This is a genomic window from Actinosynnema sp. NPDC050436 (assembly GCF_040655415.1).
Classification (GTDB): domain Bacteria; phylum Actinomycetota; class Actinomycetes; order Mycobacteriales; family Pseudonocardiaceae; genus Actinosynnema.
Genome location: NZ_JBFAJV010000013.1, coordinates 16,864 through 32,561, shown reverse-complemented (window position 1 = coordinate 32,561; position 15,698 = coordinate 16,864). Strand labels below are relative to the sequence as shown.

The window sequence follows — 15,698 nt, the reverse complement described above, 5'->3', positions numbered from 1 at the left end:
GCACCTCCGCCGTCAGTCGGCTTCCCGCGACTTCTCCAGCGCCTCACGGGCTTTGCGCGCCATGTCCGCCACGGCGGCGCGGCGCACGGCGTCCGCCTCGTAGTCCTCGCGCCGGTCCTTCACCACCCGCGCCGGGATGCCGACCGCGATCTTGTAGTCCGGCACGTCGCCGCGAACCACCGCGTGCGCGCCCAGCACGCACCCGCGCCCCACCCTCGTTCCCCGGGTGACGGTGACCTTCGTGCCCAGCCAGCAGTCCGGCCCGATCCGGACCGGCGACTTGACGATGCCCTGGTCCTTGATCGGCAGCGCGACGTCCGCCGTCACGTGGTCGAAGTCGCAGATGTACACCCAGTCGGCGACGAGGGTGGCCGCGCCGATCTCGACGTCCAGGTAGCAGTTGACGGTGTTGTCCTTGCCGAACACCGCCTTGTCGCCGATCCGCAGCGACCCCTCGTGGCAGCGGATGGCGTTGCCGTCGCCGATGTGCACCCAGCGGCCGATCTCCAGCCGGCCGTAGCCGGGGCGGCAGTGCAGCTCGACCTTCTTGCCGAGGAACACCATGCCGCGCAGCACGACGTGCGGGTTGGCCAGCCGGAACCGCAGCAGCCGCCAGTACCGGACCAGGTACCACGGCGTGTACGCGCGGTGCCGCAGGACCCACCTCAGCGACGCCAGGGTGAGGAACCTCGCCTGGGCCGGGTCGCGCCGCGCACTGCCCCACCTGGTCCACACGGGCGCACCCCACATGCTCGTCACGCGGGGCACTCTAGCCGGCACCCGGAGGACCGCCGCCGGTCGGTCCACGGGGTCCTCCGGCCGCTGTCGGGCAGGATGGGCGCACGTGACGACCCCCCTCATCATCGACACCGACCCGGGCGTGGACGACGCGTTCGCGCTGGCCCTCGCGGCGGCCAGCCCCGAGGTCGACCTGATCGGCGTGACCACGGTGTTCGGCAACGTGTCGCACGAGCTGACCACCCGCAACGCGCTGCGCGTGCTGGCCCTGCTCGGCCGGGAGGACGTGCCGGTCGCGGCGGGCGCGGCGCGACCGCTCGTGCACGCCCAGCCGCACGTGTCGCGGGCGCACGGCTCGGACGGCCTGTCCGGGTTCGCCGACACGCTGCCCGAACCGACCCGGGGTCCCGACGAGCGCGACGCGGTGACCCTGCTGCGGGACCTGCTGACCGCCGCCGACGAGCCGGTGACGATCGTGCCGATCGGGCCGCTGACCAACATCGCGCTGCTGCTCGCCGCGCACCCCGGCCTGCGGGACCGGATCGCGCGCCTGGTCGTGATGGGCGGCGGCGTCCGGGGCGGGAACGTGACGGCCGCCGCCGAGTTCAACCTGTGGTGCGACCCGGAGGCGGCCCGCCGGGTGCTGGTGGGCGCGGAGGTGCCGGTCACGCTGGTGCCGATGGACCTCACCCGGCGCTGCGCGGTGAGCGCGGCGTGGCTGGACGAGCTGGGCGCGGCCTCGCCGGTCGGCGCGAAGCTGGTCGGCCTGACGCCGGACTACCTGGCCACCTACCGGAAGTTCCTCGGCTGGGACGGGATGGCGCTGCACGACGCGGTCGCGGTCGCCGAGGCGGTGCGGCCGGGCATCCTGGAGGCGCGGCGGTTCCCGGTGGACGTGGAGTGCTCGTTCGGGCCCGGCCGGGGCGCGCTGCTGGTCGACGAGCGGCTGGAGCACGCCCACCGCGACGGGGTGGACGTCGCCGTGGACACCGACCTGGACGGCCTGCGCGGCTTCGTCCTGGACCGGCTACGTGCGCTCGGCGTGCGCGAGTAGGTAGGTCGGGGTGCGGCCGATCCTGGTCAGCACGACCGTGGCCTCCGCGCCGCCGGCGGGCTTGAGCCTGCGGCGCAGCGCGTTCGGGTCGACGTCCAGGCCGCGCACCAGGATCTCCAGCCGGCCGACGTCGTGCGCGCGCAGCACGCCGCGCAGCGCCTTCTCGCTGTAGTGGCCGTGCTCGACCACCCGGAACGCGCGCACGCCCGGCGGCGGCGTCGGACCGGTCAGGTAGGCGATGCGCTCGTCGAGCTGGGCCAGGCCGTGGCGGGCGGCGTAGTGCCGCACCAGGCCGGCCCGCACCACCGCGCCGTCCGGGTCGACCAGCCAGCGCGCGGGCGGGGTGACCGGGCAGTCGTCGGGCTCGGCGTCGGTGATCGTCCAGCCCGGCCCGTCCGAGGTCAGCACGGACGCCCGGCGGGTGACGCCCGGCGTGGCCAGGCCGCGCGTCCACAGGCACGCCTCGCGGACCTGGCCGTCGAGCGAGACGAGCTCGACCTCGTCCGCCCACGGCGCGACCGCGAAGTCCGCGCCGGGCGCGCACTTCACGGCCAGGTCCCGGCCCGCGTAGGCGGCGGCGAGGGCGTCCAGCGGCGGCGCGAAGTCCCCGGGCCGCCAGGTGCGCCGGCCGGCCGCGTCCCGGCGGGCCGGGTCGGCGACCACGGGGGTGTCGCGGGAGACCGGGTGCAGCGCGTCCGCGCGCAGCAGCGGCACCGCGTCGCCCAGGTTGTGCCGGGCCATGGCCAGCCGCACCGGGTCCAGGTCCGAGCCGACCGAGCCGGGCGGCAGCGCGGCCAGGTCCGCGCCGACCGAGCAGGTGACGTCGTGCACCGGCCGGCCGCCGAAGCGCCGCGCCCGGTGCTCCGCGACCGGCCGGGGGGTGGCCTGCTGCAACGCGTCGTCGGTGTACAGCCCGTCGGTGAAGTCCACCTTGGACGGTGCTTTGCGCCGCAGCAGCAAGGTTTCCAGCACGGCCGCGAAGTGCTCCGGCGCGACCCGACGGGCCCGCTGCACGTCGGTCAGGCGGGACGCCGGGGTCAGCGGCAGCTCCGCCAACGCCGACAACGCGGCGCACCCCGCGTCGGAACGCAGGTACGCCACGTCGTCGAGGCTGAACGCGTACCCCACTCAGGCGACCGGCTTGCGGCCCGTCACGGAGACGTTGTAGAACACCTCGCGCGGCAGCACCTTCGACAGCACGTTCTCGTCCACCCAGGACAGCCGCTGCCAGGTCCGGTAGGCGAACATCGCCCAGCCCAGGCCCAGCTTCCCCCTCGGCACGGCCGCCTCGAAGGTGCGCACCGGCCAGCCGAACAGGGCCGCCGACAGCTCCTCGGTCACCGCCCGCACCTCGGTCGCGCCCGCGCCCCGCGCGGTGCGCTCCAGGTCGGCCGGGTCGAAGGTGTGCAGGTCCACCACGGCTTCCAGCGCGGCGGCGCGCGAGGACTCGTCCAGCTCCTCCTGCGGGCGCCGCCAGTCGTTCAGCGGCGCGAACCTGGTCACGGTGGTGGTCAGCCACCACGTCAACTGGCCGAGCTTGCGGGCGTAGAAGTTGCCGATGTCGGTCGGGTCGCCCGCGAACACGAACCGCCCACCGGGCTTGAGCACCCGCTGCACCTCGCGCATCGCCGCCGCCACGTCCGGGATGTGGTGCAGCACGGCGTGCCCGATGACCAGGTCGAACGTGTCGTCGTCGTACGGGATGCGCTCCGCGTCGGCCACCCGGCCGTCCACCGGCAGGCCGAGGTCCTCGGCGTTGCGCAGGGCGACCTCGACCATGCCCGGCGACAGGTCGGTGACCGAGCCGCGCTGGACGACCCCGCCCTGCATCAGGTTCAGCAGGAAGAAACCGGTGCCGCAGCCCAGTTCCAGCGCGTGGCCGTAGGGGCCGACGCCGCCGGACACCGCGCGGAACCGGTCGGTGGCGTAGGTGATGCAGCGCTCGTCGTAGGAGATCGACCACTTCTCGTCGTACGTGCCGGCTTCCCAGTCGTGGTAGAGCACGTTGGCGAGCTTGGGGTCGGAGTAGGCGGCGCGCACCTCCTCCGCCGTGGCGTGCGGGTTCGGCTTCGGGTCGACCCGGGGGCCGCCCGCCGAGGGGGTGGGGTCCGCCGGGACCTCGGGGTCAGCGACCACTGAACTTCGCCTTTCCGGGGCCGTGCTCGATGAACGAGGCCATGCCCGCCTTCTGGTCCTCGGTGGCGAACATCGCCGCGAAGAGCTGGCTCTCCAGCTTCAGGCCGTTGCCCAGGTCGGTGTCCAGGCCGCCGTCGATCGCGGCCTTGGCCGCCGCGTAGGCGCGCACCGGGCCGTTCACGAACTGGCCGGCCCAGCGCTTGGCGGCGGCGAACACGTCGTCCGGCGCGACGACCTCGTCCACCATGCCGATCCGCAGCGCTTCCTCGGCGCCGACGAACCGACCGGTGTAGATCAGGTCCTTCGCGCGGGACGGCCCGATCAGCCGGGGCAGCCGCTGCGTGCCGCCCATGCCGGGGATGACGCCCAGCAGCACCTCCGGCTGGCCGACCTTGGCGTTGTCGCCCGCGATCCGCCGGTCCGCGCACAGCGCCAGCTCGAAGCCGCCGCCCAGCGCGTAGCCGGTGATCGCGGCGACGGTCGGCTTCGGGATCTCCTCGACCGAGCGCAGCGCGGACTGGAACGACCCGGCGCGCGCCGCCATCTCGGCGTAGGTCAGCTCGGCCATCTCCTTGATGTCCGCGCCCGCCGCGAACACCTTGGGTCCGCCGTGGACGATCACCGAGTAGACGTCCTCGCGCCGCGCCGCCTCCAGCGCCGCCGCCCGGATCTCCTCCTGGACCTGCCGGTTCAGCGCGTTCATCGGCGGGCGGTCCAGCCGGATGACGCCGATCCCGTCCTCGACTTCGAGCTTCACGAACTCACCCACAGGTCCTCCTCGACCTCCGTCGGTAGCGCCTCGCAGGTTACCCCTGGGTAGCTTTGCGGCGCGCGAAGTACCGGTCGCCCGCCCGCTGGAGCTCCAAGGACTGGTCGAAGGTCTTGGACAGGTTCTCCTCGGTGAGCACGTCGTCTAGCAGGCCCTGCGCCACGATCCCGCCGTCGCGCAGCAGCAGCACGTGCGTGAAGCCCGGTGGGATCTCCTCCACGTGGTGGGTGACCAGCACGGTCGCCGGCGCGTCCGGGTCGAGCGCCAGCTCCGAGAGCCGGGCCACCAGGTCCTCGCGCCCGCCCAGGTCGAGCCCCGCCGCCGGCTCGTCGAGCAGCAGCACCTCGGGGTCGGTCATCAGCGCGCGGGCGATCAGCGTGCGCTTGCGCTCGCCCTCGGACAGCGTGCCGTACGTGCGGTCGGCCAGGTGCTCGATGCCGAACTGGCCGAGGAGCTGCCGCGCCCGGCCGGTGTCGAGCCGGTCGTACTCCTCGCGCCACCGGCCCAGCACCGCGTAGCCGGCGCTGACCACGAGGTCGAGCACCTTCTCCTCGGCCGGGATGCGCGTGCCGATGGCCGCCGAGCACAGCCCGATGCGCGGGCGCAGCTCGAACACGTCGGTCCGGCCGATGCGCTCGCCCAGCAGGTGCAGGACGCCCCTGGTCGGGTGCAGCTCCGCTGCGGCCAGCCGCAGCAGCGTCGTCTTGCCCGCGCCGTTGGGACCGAGCACCACCCAGCGCTCGTCCAGCTCCACGGCCCAGTCGACGTCCCCGACCAGCGTGGTCCTGCCCCGTCGAACCGAAACACCCTGCATGTGGATGACCAGATCTTCGTTTTCCACGCCTGCCCTCGCCCCGTCGATGCCTCGCCGCGCCCATTCTCGTGCAATGCCCGACGCGCGGGGGCGGCAGGGCCGTCGTCCCCACTCCGGGGCCGGATGCTGGGAAGATCGGGCCATGGCCCTCGACTCGTCCCCGCTCGCAGGTCGGCCGTTCCCGCTCGGTGCCCACCCCGAGGCGGGCGGCGTCCGCTTCGCGGTGTCCGTACCGCCCGCCACCGCCGTCGAGGTGTGCCTGATCAGCGACGACGGCGTGGAACGGCGCGTGGAGCTGACCGAGCGCACGTTCGGCGTCTGGCACGGCACCGTGGCCGGCATCACACCCGGCCAGCGCTACGGCTACCGGGTGCACGGCCCCTACGACCCGTCGCGCGGGCTGCGCTGCAACCCGGCCAAGCTCCTGCTCGACCCCTACGCGCGGCAGATCACCGGCACGGTCACCTCGCCGGACGCGGCCCTGGGGTACGTCGACGACCCGATGCTGGGCCCGCCGTCACCGGTCGACTCGCTGGGCGCGGTGCCGCTGTCCGTGGTGGCCTCGCCGGGCGGCTCGGACACCGGGGTCAAGCCCGAGGTGCCGTTCGAGGAGGCGGTGATCTACGAGCTGCACGTGCGCGGGTTCACCCGGCGGCACCCCGACGTGCCCGAGCACCTGCGCGGCACCTACCTCGGCCTGGCGCACCCGGCGGTGGTCGAGCACCTGGTCCGGCTGGGCGTCACGTCCGTCGAGCTGCTGCCGGTGCAGGCGTTCCTGGACGAACCGGCGCTGGTCCGCGAGGGCAGGCACAACTACTGGGGCTACTCGCCGCTGAGCTACTTCGCGCCGCACCCCGGCTACGCCGCCGAACCGGGCCGGGAGGTCGAGGAGTTCCGGACCATGGTGGCCGCGCTGCACGCAGCCGGCATCGAGGTGCTGCTCGACGTGGTCTACAACCACACCTGCGAGGGCGGCCCGGACGGCCCGACGCTGTCCTACCGGGGCTTCGACGCGCCCGGCTACTACCTGCACATCGAGGGCGGCGGCACGCTCGACATCACCGGCTGCGGCAACACCCTGGAGGCCGGGTCGCCGCAGGTGGTGCGGCTGGTCACCGACTCGCTGCGGTACTGGACCACCGAGCTGGGCGTGGACGGCTTCAGGTTCGACCTGGCCTCCACGCTCGGCCGGCCCGGCGGCGGCCGGTTCGACCGGGCGTCGGCGCTGCTCACCGCGATCACCTCGGACCCGGTGCTGTCCCGGTGCAAGCTGATCGCCGAACCGTGGGACGCCACCGGCGACGGCTACCGGGTGGGCGACTTCGGCGTGCAGTGGGCCGAGTGGAACGGGCGCTACCGGGACACCGTGCGGGACTTCTGGCGCGGCCAGACCGGCGTGCGCGACCTCGCCTACCGGCTGTCCGGCTCGTCCGACCTGTACGCCGACGACCTGCGCCGGCCGTGGCAGTCGATCAACTTCGTCACCGCGCACGACGGGTTCACGCTGCGCGACCTGGTGTCGTACAACGAGAAGCACAACGAGGCCAACGGCGAGGACAACCGGGACGGCACCAACGACAACCGGTCCTGGAACTGCGGCGCCGAAGGGGAGACCGACGACCCCGAGGTGCTCGCGCTGCGCGCCCGCCAGGCCCGCAACCTGCTGGCCACGCTGCTGCTGTCCACCGGCACGCCGATGCTGACCGCCGGCGACGAGCTGTGGCGCACCCAGGGCGGCAACAACAACGCCTACTGCCTGGACGACGGGACGTCGTGGGTCGACTGGGACGCGACCCCCGAGGGCGAGTCGATGCTCGCGTTCGCCCGCCGGGTGATCGGGCTGCGCGCGACCAGCCCGGCGCTGCGGCAGCCCGAGTTCTTCGACGGCCGCACCACCCCCTCCGGCGCACCGGACCTGGTGTGGTTCCGGGCGGACGGCGAGGAGATGGCCGAGACCGACTGGTTCGACGAGGGCCGCCGGTTCCTCGGCATGTGGATCGACGGCTCCACCTCGCTGTCGCGCAGCCGCGACGGCGAGCTGGTGTCGGACGACTCGTGGCTGTTGCTGCTGCACGCCGGCGCGGACCCGGTCACGGTCGCGCTGCCCGGCGTGGAGTACGGCGAGCGGTACGAACCGGTGATCGACTCGACCACGCGGGACGGGTCGCCGGCGCGTCCGGGCGCGCTGGAGCCGGGTGCGCCGCTGGAGCTGGGCGCGCGGTCGCTGCTGTTGCTGCGCGTGCCCGAGACGGGGCGCGCAGCACGCTGACCACCTCGGGGTCCGACACAATCCTGGCTGGTGGGAGCCCATGCGGGGCCCTGCGCCGGCGTGGCACCATGCAGGCGTGGCCCGTCAGTTGCTCACGTGGTGCGACCGCACGATCGACCTCCTCCTGGTGGCGTCGTGCGGGTGTAGCCGGACGCGGCGCGGCGGCTCGCGCTGACCCCACGGGCGGGTGCCCCGCCCCGGTGAGCCGACCGGCCCGCGCCGCGTCTTGATCGCTACCCCGTACGCCCCGTAGCCATCAGGAGCGACCTTTGACCTCCGCACTCGCACGCGCCGACGTGCACCCGACCCTCGACCTCCCGCTGTTCCGCGACCTGCTGCACCCCTCGCGGGAGCTGTGGACGCCCCGCGAACTCCGCGAACTGACCTCCTACGTGGCCGGCGAGCTGACCACGCCGCTGCTGTCCGTCCTCGACTTCGACGCCGGGCAGCGCTGGTGGGCCCGGCTCGGCCTCACCGAGGGCGTGGAGCTGTGGCTGCTGTCCTGGCTGCCCGGCCAGGGCACCGAACCGCACGACCACGGCGGCGCGGCCGGGTCGTTCACCGTGCTCACCGGCGAGCTGTCCGAGGACTACCGCTACCCGGGCGGACCGGTCCGCTCGACCGTGCGCGGGGTCGGGTCGTCGATCGGGTTCGGGGCCGGGCGGGCGCACCAGGTGACGAACAGGGGTCGGGTGGGCGCGTCCAGCGTGCACGCCTACTCCCCGCCGCTGGTGCCGACCCGCGAGTACCCGAGCCTCGCCGACATCCCGGCCGACATCCCGCCGCTGCCCGCCCAGCGACTGCCGCTGGACCGGCTGCGCGAGCTGGCCGACCAGGAGGGGCCGTGAGCGCGGAGGCGGTGCTGGCGCGGGCGCGGGCCGGGCTGCGCCGGGTGGCGCCGCACGAGCTGGCCGGCTTGTCCGACGTGCTGGTGGTCGACATCCGGCCGCACCACAACCGGCTGGCCGAGGGCGAGGTCCCCGGCTCGGTGCCGGTCGAGCGGATCGTGCTGGAGTGGCGGCTGGACCCGACCGGCGAGTACCGGATACCGGGGTTCGGTGCGGAGACGACCGTGGTCGTGCTGTGCAACGAGGGCTACGCGTCCAGCCTCGCCGCCCGCGACCTGCAGCAGGTCGGGCTGCCCAACGCCACGGACCTGATCGGCGGGTTCCGCGCGTACGCCGAGGCCGGCCTGCCGATCCGCGAGGGCGCCACCCCGGCGGTCGTCTGACCCGCGCGGCGCCGGCCGCGTCGAGGGGTGTCGCTCCGGCAGGTTTCCCGGATCGGGGGCAGGGCCCGGTCCGGGACGCCTGCCGGGGCGGCACCCCGCCGGGAACCTCCCGCCGGCGGGTAGCGTCTGGGGTTTTGTGTGGATCGTGCTGACGGCGCTGGTCGTCATCGGACTGGTCGTGTGGGAGCCCGGGTTCTGGGCGGAGAGCCTCGCCGGGGCGACCTGCGGTGCGCTGGCCGCCCTGGCGCTGCTCCAGGTCGGCCTGCTGCTCGGCGCGCTGCTGTGGCAGGTCCGGGTCTCGCTGGTGGTCGTCGGGGTCGGCGGTGAGCTGCGCACCTGGACCACGCCGCGCCGCCGCGTCGTGCTGCGCACCGTCCCGGTGGTGATGTCGGTCGGGCTCACGTCGGTGCGCGCGCCGGTCCGCCGCCGGCTGTGGCTGACTTCGCTGGTCTCCGTCCTGCTGACCGCGCTCGTGGTGGCCGCCTGCTGGGCGTTCCCGCCGGCCACGGCGTTCGGCACGGGGTTCGCGGTGGCGGCGACCGCCGTCGTGCTGCACGGCCTGGTGCCCCGGCGCGGGGCCGGCACGACGTCGCCGGGCTGGTTCCTGTTCCGGCTGCCGTTCCTGACCGGCCGGGTGGTCGCCGAGATGGAGGCGACGCCGATGGTCAACGAGGTGTCCGACGCGCTGTCCGCCGGCGACCTGGACCGCGCCGAGGAGATCGCCGGGCGGCTGGTCGAGGCGCACCCGACGCTGCTGGCCGCGATCGGCTCGCAGGTGGCGGTGCTGACCATGCGCACCCGGTACGCCGACGCGCTGCACCTGGTCGGCACGCTGGTCGGGCGGACCGACCTGGACCAGCGCGACATGGCGTTCGTCATGGCCGAGATGGCCAGCTCCACGGCCAACGCGATGGAGGCCGGGCAACTGCCGCTGGAGGTCGGCATGGGCGCGGCGCGGCGGGCGTCGGAGGGCGCCGTGCAGCTCGGCTACCCCCGCTACCGGTGCACCGCGACGCTGGCCCAGCTCGCGCTGCTGGAGCAGGACACCGACCTGGCCATCGAGCTGGCCGGGCAGGCCAAGCGCAGCAGCGAGAGCGCACTCGGGCGGGCCGACGCGCTGGCCACCATCGCCCGCGCGCAGATGGCCGCCGGCGACAACGCGGCAGCCCGCCGCACCCTGGCCGAGGCGACCGAACTCGCCGGCTGGATGCCCAGGGTCGCCGAGACCAGCGCCCGCCTCGACGTCCGCTGACCCGCTCCGCCCGGTGCCCCGCCGTGCCTTCGGGGACGCGCAGTGCGGGCCGGTTGTTCGCGGGCCGGATCGCCCGGGGAAGCCGCTCGCCGGACGGGCCCCTTGCGGGCCTGCTCACCGGCGAGCGGCACGTCGGCCGCCTGTGTCCGGGACTAGCCGGCCAGGACCACGCGGCCCAGTTCGGCCGGTGAGGCCAGCAGGTCGTGGCGGGGCAGGACGCGGACCGTGTAGCCGACCGCGCCGGCGTGCGGCAGGGGGACCTCGATGTCGTAGTTGCCGTTGCCCGAGTACTGCATCACGTGCGTGACGACGTCGTACAGCTCGTCCGAGTCGCCGACCTTGCCCAGCACCACCTGCACGTCCACCTCGGACGGTTCCAGGCCGGCCGGCTCGATCCGCGCCCGCACCCCGACCGGCGTGCCCAGCGACGGCACCGCCGAGCCGTTCAGCGTCATCTCCGAGTCGAGCACGCGCACCCGCGTCCACGACGCGCGCAGGCGCTGCCGGTAGGCGGCCAGCTCCTTCGCGCCCCGGTAGCCGTCGCCGACCACGGCGCCCGCCGAGGACGCGGCGGGCGCGTAGAGGTTCTCCACGTACTCCCGGACCATCCGCGACGCCTGCACGGCCGGGCCGAGCGAGGCCAGCGTGTGCCGGACCATGGCCAGCCAGCGGGTCGGCACGCCGGTGTCGGAGCGGTCGTAGAACAGCGGCGCGACCTGGCTGCCGAGCAGGTCGTAGAGGGCGGCGGCCTCCAGGTCGTCGCGGCGGGTGGGGTCGGTGACGCCGTCGGCGGTCGGGATCGCCCAGCCGTTGCTGCCGTCGTACAGCTCGTCCCACCACCCGTCCCTGATGGACAGGTTGAGCCCGCCGTTGAGCGCCGACTTCATGCCGGACGTGCCGCACGCCTCCAGCGGGCGCATCGGGTTGTTCAGCCACACGTCGCAGCCCCAGTACAGGTAGCGGGCCATGGACATGTCGTAGTCGGGCAGGAACACGATCCGGTGCCGCACGCCCGCGTCGTCCGCGTACCGCACGATCTGCTGGATCAGCGCCTTGCCGCCGTCGTCGGCCGGGTGCGACTTGCCGGCCACGACGAGCTGCACCGGCCGCTGCGGGTGCAGCAGCAGGGCGCGCAGCCGCTCCGGGTCGCGCAGCATCAGGGTGAGCCGCTTGTAGGTCGGCACCCGGCGGGCGAAGCCGACGGTCAGCACGTCGGGGTCGAACACCGAGTCCGTCCAGCCCAGTTCCAGGGCGGACGCGCCGCGCTGGAGCCAGGACAGCCGGGTCCGCCGGCGCACCTCCTGCACGAGCTTGCCGCGCAGGTCGTTGCGCAGCTCCCAGAGCCGCTGGTCGGTGACCGGCTCGAACCCGCGCAGGCCGACGCCCGCGTCGTCGGACTCGCCGAGCAGCCTGCTCATCTCGGTGGCCGCCCAGGTCGGGCCGTGCACGCCGTTGGTGACCGAGCCGATCGGCACCTCGGTGACGTCGAAGCCCGGCCACATGCCCCGGAACATGTCCCGGCTGACCTCGCCGTGCAGCTTGGACACGCCGTTGGCGCGCTGCGCGAGCCGCAGGCCCATGTGCGCCATGTTGAACAGGCCGGGGTTCTCCTCCGCGCCCAGCGCCAGGACGCGCTGCGTGCTCACGCCGGGCAGCAGCGCCTCGGAGCCGAAGTAGTGCTGCACGAGGTCCACCGGGAACCGGTCGATGCCCGCCGGGACGGGGGTGTGGGTGGTGAACACGGTGCCCGCGCGCACGGCGGCCAGCGCCTGGTCGAAGTCCAGCCCCGCGCCGGTCACCAGCTCGCGGATGCGCTCCAGGCCGAGGAAGCCCGCGTGGCCCTCGTTGGTGTGGAACACCTCCGGCGCCGGGTGCCCGGTCAGCTCGCAGAACGTGCGCACCGCCCGCACGCCGCCCACGCCCGCCAGGATCTCCTGCCGGATGCGGTGGTCCTGGTCGCCGCCGTAGAGCCGGTCGGTGACGCCGCGCAGGTCCTCGTCGTTCTCCTCGACGTCGGAGTCCAGCAGCAGCAGCGGGATGCGGCCCACCTGCGCCTTCCAGACCTTGGCGCGCAGCACCCGGTCGCCGGGCATCGCCACGTGCACCAGGATGGGTGCGCCGGACGGCTCGGTGAGCAGCTCCAGCGGCAGGCCGCGCGGGTCCAGCACCGGGTAGTGCTCGATCTGCCACCCGTCCAGGGACAGCGCCTGCCGGAAGTAGCCCGACCGGTAGAGCAGGCCCACCGCGATCAGCGGCACGCCCAGGTCGGAGGCGGCCTTGAGGTGGTCGCCGGCGAGCACGCCGAGGCCGCCGGAGTAGTTGGGCAGCGCCTCGGTGACGCCGAACTCCATGGAGAAGTAGGCGATCGCCGAGGGCAGCGGGCTCAGCTCGAAGTTGCCGTGCTCACGCCGCTGCTGCACCTCGTCCTGGCGGCGCTGGAACCAGCGCGGGCCGGTGGTGTAGCGGGTGAGGTCGTCGGCGAGCGCGCGGGTGTGCGCGAGGAACTGCTCGTCGCGGGACAGCGCGTCCAGCCGCTCCGGGTCGACCGTGGACAGCAGGCGCAGCGGGTCGCCGCTGTCCGACCAGCGCGCGGGGTCGATCGAGGCGAACAGGTCCTGGGTCGGCTGGTGCCACGTCCAGCGCAGGTTCGTGGCGAGCGTGCCCAGTGCGGACAGCGGCTCGGGCAGGCTGGCTCGGACGGTGAACCGGCGGAGTGCTCGCATGGCGTCGGACCTTATCCCCCATCCAGCGGTGCGGGGCAACGGTCACCCGGACCGATGCAGGGACCGATCCAGTTCCACCAGCGCGGACGGTCCTCCCGTGTTCTTTCGTACACAACCGCCCGGCGTTACCGCAACGCGCCGGCGGGCCCGCCGCTGTGCCGGTCGGCGGCCGGCGGCCGGTCCCGGCGGCGGCGCGCGCACCGCCGACCGGACGGCCCGCGCGCCACCCGCCCGGCGGTCCCGCCCGCCGGCTCACCCGGTGCGGGCGTGTCCGCAGACCCGATCGAGCGATCTCCGCGCGGGTCCGCCCCCGGCCGGCCGCAGGCGTGGCGGCGGCGCACACCGGCTACCGACTTTTGGCCCGTAGTTCTCTTCGGTGACACCGAAGTGGGCGACCGACCCGACAAGATCGTCCACCAGGGGCCGACCGCAGGTCAGCACCGCCGTCATGATCGACTGTTCGGGTGACACCCGCTCCGGGGACTGGGATGGACGTCCCCCATGACGAGACCGGGATCACCGCCACGTGTGCGATCCGGTTGTACGGGGTAGGAACACCAAGTACGTAGTCCCCGGTGACGACCTGCGCGATCAGGACGGGCAAACTTGACCAAGCAAGCGTCACACCAGGTGAGAGGGGCGCTGCCGATGAGCGGACGACTCGGTATCGACGACGTCTCCCCGACCGTCAGCTGTGGCCGGTACCCGGCCAAGGCCGTGGTCGGTGAGCACGTCCCGGTGGAGGCGACGGTGTGGCGCGAGGGCCACGACGCCGTCGCCGCCACCGTGACGTGGCGGGGACCGGGCGACCGGGTCGCAAGACAGACGCGGATGGTCCCGCAGGGCGTCGGGCTGGACCGCTGGGCGGCCACGATCGTCCCCGACGCCGAGGGCGCGTGGACGTTCCGGGTCGACGCCTGGTCCGACCCGTGGGCCACGTGGCTGCACGCCGTCGAGGTGAAGATCGCCGCCGGCCAGGGCGCCGACGAGCTGCACAACGACCTGGAGTCCGGCGCGCGGCTGATCGACCGCGTCTCGCGCCGCCCCGACCGCCGCCGCGACAAGCCGCTGCTGGCGAACGCCGCCTCGGCGCTGCGCGACACCGACCGCCCGCTGGCGGAGCGGGTCGCGCCCGCGCTCGCCCAGGACGTCCGGCAGGTCATGCACGACCACCCGGTGCGCGAGCTGATCACCAAGGGCCGCCCGCAGAAGGTGTGGGTGGACCGCACCCGCGCCGCGTTCGGGTCCTGGTACGAGTTCTTCCCGCGCTCCACCGGCGGCCTCGACGAGGCCGGCGTCCCGGTGCACGGCACGTTCACCACCGCCGCCAAGGCCCTCGACCGGGTCGCCGCGATGGGGTTCGACGTCGCCTACCTGCCGCCGATCCACCCGATCGGCCGGGTGAACCGCAAGGGCCCGAACAACACCCTGGTGGCGACCGAGGACGACCCGGGATCGACCTGGGCGATCGGCGCGGACGAGGGCGGGCACGACGCGATCCACCCCGAGCTGGGCACGATCGAGGACTTCGACGCGTTCGTCGCACGGGCGTCCGAGTTGGGCCTGGAGGTCGCGCTCGACCTCGCCCTCCAGTGCGCGCCGGACCACCCGTGGGTGCTCAAGCACCCGGAGTGGTTCACCACCCGCCCGGACGGCTCGATCGCCTACGCGGAGAACCCGCCGAAGAAGTACCAGGACATCTACCCGGTCAACTTCGACAACGACCCGCAGGGCATCTACAACGAGGTGCTGCGCGTGGTGCGGCACTGGGTCGACCACGGGGTGCGCATCTTCCGGGTGGACAACCCGCACACCAAGCCGCCGGACTTCTGGGCGTGGCTGATCTGGGCGGTGAAGGACGAGCACCCGGACGTGCTGTTCCTGTCCGAGGCGTTCACCCGACCGGCCCGGCTCTACGGCCTGGCCAAGCTCGGCTTCACCCAGAGCTACACGTACTTCACCTGGCGCACGACCAAGGAGGAGCTGACCGAGTTCGGCTCCGAGCTGGTCGCCCACTGGGACGAGGCCCGGCCGAACCTGTTCGTGAACACGCCGGACATCCTGCACGAGTCGCTGCAGCACGGCGGTCCGGGCATGTTCGCGCTGCGCGCCGCGCTGGCCGCGACGCTGAGCCCCACCTGGGGCGTGTACGCGGGCTACGAGCTCTTCGAGCACCAGGCGGTGCGGGAGGGCAGCGAGGAGTACCTGAACTCGGAGAAGTACCAGTTGCGCCCGCGCGACTTCGAGCAGGCGGTGGCCGAGGGCCGGTCGCTGGAGCCGTGGCTGCGCAAGCTCAACACCATCCGCCGCGCGCACCCGGCGCTGCGGCAGATGCGCACGCTCCGCTTCCACCACGTCGAGAACCCCGCGCTGATCGCCTACTCGAAGCAGGACCCGGGCAGCGGCGACACGGTGGTCGTGGTGGTGAACCTGGATCCGCACAACGCCCAGGACGGCACGGTCTGGCTCGACCTCCCCACGCTCGGCTTCGACTGGCACGAACGCCTGATCGCGCACGACGAGGTGACCGGGGAGACCTGGGACTGGGGCCAGGCCAACTACATCCGCCTGGAACCGTGGCGCGCGTCGGCGCACGTCGTCGCCGTGCAGCGCAGGTTCAGCAGCTAGCAGCGGACCAACCCCCGACACGAGTCCCCGCGCGCCGCAGCGCGAGGGACCGTCGACCGTACCCCCGAAGAGGTGGGACGAGGT

12 protein-coding genes are annotated in these 15,698 nt (G+C 73.7%); 6 read left to right on the top strand and 6 right to left on the bottom strand.

All coding sequences use genetic code 11. The annotated features are described in order from the left end of the window. Positions 1-12: 12 nt before the first annotated feature. Complete coding sequence (locus AB0I60_RS27705; protein ID WP_360734625.1) at positions 13-759, bottom strand: acyltransferase; 747 nt, start codon at positions 757-759, stop codon at positions 13-15. Positions 760-844: 85 nt separating this feature from the next. Between AB0I60_RS27705 and AB0I60_RS27700 the strand changes: the two genes are divergently transcribed. Then, a complete protein-coding gene (locus tag AB0I60_RS27700) occupies positions 845-1,792 on the top strand; it encodes a nucleoside hydrolase (protein ID WP_360734622.1) in 948 nt (315 codons plus the stop codon). Here AB0I60_RS27700 and AB0I60_RS27695 read toward each other — a convergent pair. The 4 genes from AB0I60_RS27695 to AB0I60_RS27680 are packed head-to-tail and all read right to left on the bottom strand — an operon-like array spanning position 1,766 to position 5,511. Next, positions 1,766-2,920 (bottom strand): class I SAM-dependent methyltransferase, encoded by a 1,155-nt coding sequence (locus tag AB0I60_RS27695; RefSeq protein WP_360734619.1) that lies wholly within the window; start codon positions 2,918-2,920, stop codon positions 1,766-1,768. The two genes, AB0I60_RS27700 and AB0I60_RS27695, sit on opposite strands and share 27 nt — an antisense overlap. Next, a complete protein-coding gene (locus AB0I60_RS27690) occupies positions 2,921-3,928 on the bottom strand; it encodes a class I SAM-dependent methyltransferase (RefSeq protein WP_360734616.1) in 1,008 nt (335 codons plus the stop codon). Continuing rightward, positions 3,918-4,697 (bottom strand): enoyl-CoA hydratase-related protein, encoded by a 780-nt coding sequence (locus AB0I60_RS27685; protein WP_360734613.1) that lies wholly within the window; start codon positions 4,695-4,697, stop codon positions 3,918-3,920. Before AB0I60_RS27685 ends, AB0I60_RS27690 begins: the two co-directional genes overlap by 11 nt. A 37-nt stretch (positions 4,698-4,734) precedes the next feature. Then, positions 4,735-5,511, bottom strand: coding sequence for an ABC transporter ATP-binding protein (locus tag AB0I60_RS27680; protein ID WP_360735026.1), 777 nt, complete (start codon positions 5,509-5,511; stop codon positions 4,735-4,737). Positions 5,512-5,653: 142 nt separating this feature from the next. Here AB0I60_RS27680 and glgX point away from each other — a divergent pair, with 142 nt between their 5' ends. The 4 genes from glgX (at position 5,654) to AB0I60_RS27660 (ending at position 10,263) form a co-directional block, all read left to right on the top strand. Next, positions 5,654-7,780 (top strand): glycogen debranching protein GlgX, encoded by a 2,127-nt coding sequence (gene glgX / locus AB0I60_RS27675; RefSeq protein ID WP_360734610.1) that lies wholly within the window; start codon positions 5,654-5,656, stop codon positions 7,778-7,780. 269 nt (positions 7,781-8,049) lie between these two features. Further along, positions 8,050-8,628, top strand: a complete 579-nt coding sequence (locus tag AB0I60_RS27670; protein WP_360734607.1) for a cysteine dioxygenase family protein — start codon at positions 8,050-8,052, stop codon at positions 8,626-8,628. Next, on the top strand, positions 8,625-9,011 hold the full coding sequence (locus AB0I60_RS27665; protein ID WP_360734605.1) for a rhodanese-like domain-containing protein: 387 nt from the start codon (positions 8,625-8,627) through the stop codon (positions 9,009-9,011). Before AB0I60_RS27670 ends, AB0I60_RS27665 begins: the two co-directional genes overlap by 4 nt. Before the next feature lie 136 nt (positions 9,012-9,147). Then, positions 9,148-10,263 (top strand): hypothetical protein, encoded by a 1,116-nt coding sequence (locus tag AB0I60_RS27660; RefSeq protein WP_360734603.1) that lies wholly within the window; start codon positions 9,148-9,150, stop codon positions 10,261-10,263. 152 nt (positions 10,264-10,415) lie between these two features. On the opposite strand, the gene glgP is transcribed toward AB0I60_RS27660, so the two are convergent. After that, positions 10,416-12,986, bottom strand: a complete 2,571-nt coding sequence (gene glgP / locus AB0I60_RS27655) for an alpha-glucan family phosphorylase (protein ID WP_360734600.1) — start codon at positions 12,984-12,986, stop codon at positions 10,416-10,418. A gap of 648 nt (positions 12,987-13,634) precedes the next feature. Here glgP and AB0I60_RS27650 point away from each other — a divergent pair. Next, positions 13,635-15,614 carry an alpha-1,4-glucan--maltose-1-phosphate maltosyltransferase gene (locus AB0I60_RS27650; protein WP_360734596.1) on the top strand — a complete coding sequence of 660 codons (1,980 nt, stop codon included), beginning with the start codon at positions 13,635-13,637 and terminating at the stop codon, positions 15,612-15,614. Positions 15,615-15,698: the final 84 nt, after the last annotated feature.